6 protein-coding genes are annotated in these 4,434 nt (G+C 47.7%); 3 read left to right on the top strand and 3 right to left on the bottom strand.

The window, feature by feature from the left end; translation table 11 throughout:
* Position 1: 1 nt before the first annotated feature.
* Complete coding sequence (locus tag CPT76_RS19900; RefSeq protein WP_105444298.1) at positions 2 to 487, bottom strand: EVE domain-containing protein; 486 nt, start codon at positions 485 to 487, stop codon at positions 2 to 4.
* A 316-nt stretch (positions 488 to 803) separates the two neighbouring features.
* Here CPT76_RS19900 and CPT76_RS19895 point away from each other — a divergent pair, with 316 nt between their 5' ends.
* Positions 804 to 1,307, top strand: a complete 504-nt coding sequence (locus CPT76_RS19895) for a hypothetical protein (RefSeq protein WP_105444192.1) — start codon at positions 804 to 806, stop codon at positions 1,305 to 1,307.
* A 215-nt stretch (positions 1,308 to 1,522) separates the two neighbouring features.
* Here the strand turns inward: CPT76_RS19895 and CPT76_RS19890 are convergent, their stop codons facing one another.
* On the bottom strand, positions 1,523 to 1,939 hold the full coding sequence (locus tag CPT76_RS19890; protein WP_105444191.1) for a hypothetical protein: 417 nt from the start codon (positions 1,937 to 1,939) through the stop codon (positions 1,523 to 1,525).
* A 171-nt stretch (positions 1,940 to 2,110) separates the two neighbouring features.
* Between CPT76_RS19890 and CPT76_RS19885 the strand changes: the two genes are divergently transcribed.
* Both CPT76_RS19885 and CPT76_RS19880 read left to right on the top strand, forming a co-directional pair.
* Complete coding sequence (locus CPT76_RS19885) at positions 2,111 to 2,932, top strand: helix-turn-helix transcriptional regulator (RefSeq protein ID WP_105444190.1); 822 nt, start codon at positions 2,111 to 2,113, stop codon at positions 2,930 to 2,932.
* Positions 2,933 to 3,095: 163 nt separating this feature from the next.
* Entirely contained in the window at positions 3,096 to 4,010 is a 915-nt protein-coding gene (locus tag CPT76_RS19880; RefSeq protein WP_258168668.1) for an aldo/keto reductase, read from the top strand.
* A gap of 131 nt (positions 4,011 to 4,141) precedes the next feature.
* Here CPT76_RS19880 and CPT76_RS38435 read toward each other — a convergent pair.
* A partial coding sequence (locus CPT76_RS38435; protein WP_219845450.1) for an alpha/beta hydrolase occupies positions 4,142 to 4,434 on the bottom strand: 293 nt, incomplete at its 5' end.

The raw sequence follows: 4,434 nt of genomic DNA, 5'->3' as shown, positions 1-4,434 counted from the left end.
GCTAAAGATCAATAAGCACGCTTCGGCTGGCATTGTCCCACGCTACTTCACCTAACATGATGCTGGCAATCGTCTGGAAATCCTCATATCCGATCTCAAATTGCCCATTGCGGAATGCGTATCCCCAGCTGCGCTTCCCGCGGGTAAAGGTAAGCCGGTCCAATAGAGGAGCAATCTTCACTTCACGGCATGGAAGGTAACGGATATCCCGGCGAAAAGGCACAAAGGATTCGGACATCGGATACTCGTAGACCCTGTCACCGGTCACCTGCCCAATGGCGGTAAACGCTTGAAGTGGTTCCCCTTTCGACATGTCGGTTCGTGGAGAGTAGTATATGAGCCAATCGCCGGGACTCATCCGGCGCAAAGGGGCTGCTTTTCCATGACAGAGCTGGGCAAAACCGCCTTGAACCCCCCGCTTCACATGAGAGGCGGATACAACGCCGATCCAGTAGCGGCTGCCTTGCTGATCTGCGATAACCGGCATGGTTTGATTTTCGTTTTTCTTTTTCAATATGGGTGCCTCCTTAATAAATCATCTCCTATGACTATATAAAAACGCTGCTGACAACTGTCTGTCAGTAGCGTTTTAGCATCTCGGTATAAACCTTTGTTCTAGCGCACGAACGGAATGACATATCGATCTAAGACATCAACCTTGCTGCATTGAGCAAGGGTCCAAACTCTAACTAGAATTCTAAAAAGGCAACAAATTGATATAGTTCCAATTACCCTATTGCTTTTGAACTATTTTCCATTATAATGTACTAGAATAAAGGTATTTTAGACTAGGAGGTTTTCTTTTGAAACAGTTAAAATTTCTTATCGGAGCTGTGCTGCTCTTTACAGTCCTAACGGGGTGTAGCAAAACTGATCCGGTAACAGAAGAATTACTATCTTACATTAACGAACAAATGTCTCCTCTGGAGAAAGAGGAGCAGGAGTTAGTTAATACCTATGATAGTATAACAGGAGCAAATTATACAGATGACGAAACATCTTACAACGTTTTGATGGACGAAGTAATACCTGGTTACAACGAGTTCATTGGGAAAGTAGAAGGAATTAATATTGAATCAAAAGAGTTAAGAGAAGTACATAATATTTATATAGACGCATTAAATCTTCAGAGCTCAGCGTTCACAACGATAGCTTCTGCTATAGAACAACAGGATATGATGACTGTTACTGAAGCGAATGAAAAACTTTCAGAGGCTAGGAAGATGATAAGAGAATATCAAGCTGGATTAAAAGAACTAGCTGAAAAATATAATGTAAAACTAGAAAATAACGAAAATAACTCCTAACCTTTTGGGAGTTATTTTTTATTAAAAGGGAGCTGCGTTTTGCCTCTCTTCACATCTAATCTCGATAAACACTCCTTTCTCATCTACCCAGTTTATCTGACTATTTATCATGCTTGTTAGAGATTAAGTGAAGTTCTACTTTCATTGAGACAGAAAATTGCTGCTGACTTTTTGGATGAATTTTAGGTGAAATCATCCAGATTATTCATTCCTCACTAATCCTGAGAAAAACGAAAAAACTTGCTAAGAGGCATGGTGTGATCCTCCGGATATCCCTTGGCTTGCAGCAAACGGCTTAAAGCATGATCATAATCGTCCTCTTGCTGAAAGAGTACCGTGACATGGCAATGTGCTAGTGCCACATGATCCGTCAGATGTTCGGCGATGTGGTACAACATGCGTTCTTCGCTTTTCTCCAAACTTGTAGATGAAAATACATGCGCCGTGATATGATTTTTTCTTTTGTCCTCTCCTATTCCATCCTTAAGCCATGGAAAATCCTCATCACGGCTTGGCCGCCCCTCATCCACAATGATAATCCGGCAATCTTTACCGTTCATGGCAACATCCCATGCTTCCAAATCCTTTAATCTTAGGATTCTTTGAAGTTGTTTTAAAAAATCGATGTTCATGTTAGGCTCCTTTCAAAACGAAACATACACCTGAGTGACGACTACTTGATTCAGTCTATACCCTTCCTATCGTCACAGGTCCCTATGGTATACTGGTATCGTAAATCAGCCTCAATGGATCATGCTGATACCTTGAACGAAACCCAAACCAACAGGTGGTGATCGACATTAATGACGGTACATAACAGCAGGGCCAAAACGATGGGAGCATTCCTCAAATCGCGCAGGGAACGTCTCTCGCCAGAGGATGCGGGATTAAACTTCTCCAGCGGTCAGCGCAAAACACCCGGCCTTCGGCGGGAAGAGGTAGCCATCCTGGCAGGCGTAAGCGCCACTTATTATACGTGGCTTGAGCAAGGAAGAGAGCTATCCGCCTCCAGGGAAGTCATCGAGAGCATTGCCAATGCGCTTCAACTGTCTCCGGACGAGAGAGGCCATTTGCTTCAGCTGTGGAATCCTTACGAGCCCGATCCCAGTGCTGCGAGTTCGGCGCCTCCAGCTGCCGTGGATCCCCAGCTGCAAAAGATCATCGATCAAGTTTCCTTCCCTTCATATATCACCAATAAGAGAACTGAGGTTCTCGCATGGAACGAAGCCGCCGGTTGGATGTTAACCGATTTTGCTTCCGTACCGGCCGAAGAGCGTTCTTTAATTCGGTTGGCATTTGAAAATGATGAATTGCGCCGGCGGATCGTTAATATCGATGAATTCGCGAGTTATGGGGTTGCGGTATTCAGAGCCCATTACGATAAGCATCGGGACGATCCCTGGTTTGAGGCGACGGTGCAGCATCTGATCCAGAGCAGCGAGGAATTTAACCGCTTATGGAAGCCGTACGAGATTCGGCTCAAGAAATTAGACCGGGTTATTTTGCAGACCTCGGCCTCTGATACCCCTGTGGCTTATGACATCCGGCCGCTCGCGAATATGTCCGACAGCCCGGATCTGCACATCTGCGTCTATATGCCGGCAGTAGAGGACAAGGAAGACTGACAGGTAATATTTTTACTAGTAAAAAACGCTGTGTGGTTGCCTCAAGTTAGATCGCTTAGAATTGGTTCATGTTCGAGTGATACGGTTCATGTTCGAGTGATACTAACGCAGGAAACGAGGGAATCTCTATGGTACAGAAAAGAAAACTAGGCAAGAACTTGAAGTGTCGGCCATCGGCCTTGGCACGATGACGATGCCGAATAACGAGGAATCCGTTCGCACGATCCAGGGAGCGTTGGATCTGGGCGTAACGATGTTCGATACGGCCGATTTTTACGGCGATCCGGAATTCCGCCGGTTCGGTGAAAACGAGAAGCTTGTCGGACGCGCCCTGAAAGGCCGACGTGACGAGGCCATTATCGCCACAAAATTCGGCATTACGCACGGCCAAGGCCCGAAAGGCGACCCAGCCTATATTAAAAAATCCGTCGATGCCAGCCTCTACAGCCTGGGCCTTGATTACATCGACCTCTACTACCAACACCGGCCCGACCCCAACACCCCCATCGAGGAAACGGTCGGAACGCTGGCCGATCTCGTTCAGCAAGGAAAAATCCGTTACATCGGGTTATCGGAGGCACCCGCGGACATCATCCGGCGAGCCCATGCCGTCCACCCTATCACCGCAGTTGAAACCGAATATTCACTATGGAGCCGGGAAGTGGAGGATGAAGTTCTCCCTGTTCTTAAGGAGCTGGGTATCGGCCTTGTCCCTTACAGCCCGCTTGGCCGCGGCTTTTTAACCGGTCAGATCAAGAATCCTGAGGACTTGCCGGCGGACGATTATCGGCACCGTTTCCCAAGGTTTCAAGGCGAGAATTTCGTCAAGAACGTCGAGGTTGCTTCCTTGGTCGAGAAGTTAGCTGCGCAAAAAGGCTGCACCCCCGCCCAACTAAGCCTGGCATGGCTCCTGGCGCAGGGTGAGCAGATCGTTCCGATCCCCGGAACAAAGCGGCTCGACCGTGTGCAGGAAAACCTTGGCGCGCTGAATGTAAAGCTAACGGCCGACGATTTGGCGGAGATCGAGCGAATCTCACCTAAAGGCGTCGCCTTCGGCAGCCGCTTCCACAATTCCTGACTCGTATGAATCCGGAAGGCATATGATCCTTGAAGTACAAGAAGGGCACCCGCTAGGGGTGCCCTGATTTTATATATTTTTTAATCCACTTCAAAAAGAGTGTATGCAGCTGAGCCATTCCATGTGTTATGTTATCTTATAAAAAAGCTGCGAAGTAATCCGGCCAATGCTTGCGGCTGTTCCAACGCTAGACAGTGTCCGCAGTCCAGTGACTCGGCCGTTACGTCATCCGCAACCCGTTTGGCTACGCGATGAACGTCCCCATTCATAAAGTGAATGCCCCCTATGGCGATTACAGGCATCTTCAGTTTACGCTGCATGTGCTTTTTCACGAAATCTATGTTATCAAAATCATGCCGGTACACTTCGAAAATGGGACGAAGACCTCCGGGGGCAGCCGAGCCGCGGACGACTTCATCGAGGA

Origin of the sequence: Paenibacillus sp. AR247 (genome assembly GCF_002968895.1) — a bacterium.
GTDB classification, from domain to species: Bacteria; Bacillota; Bacilli; order Paenibacillales; family Paenibacillaceae; genus Paenibacillus_AQ; species Paenibacillus_AQ favisporus.
The sequence above is the reverse complement of the archived record's forward strand: the minus strand, read 5'-3'. Positions and strand labels throughout refer to the sequence as shown.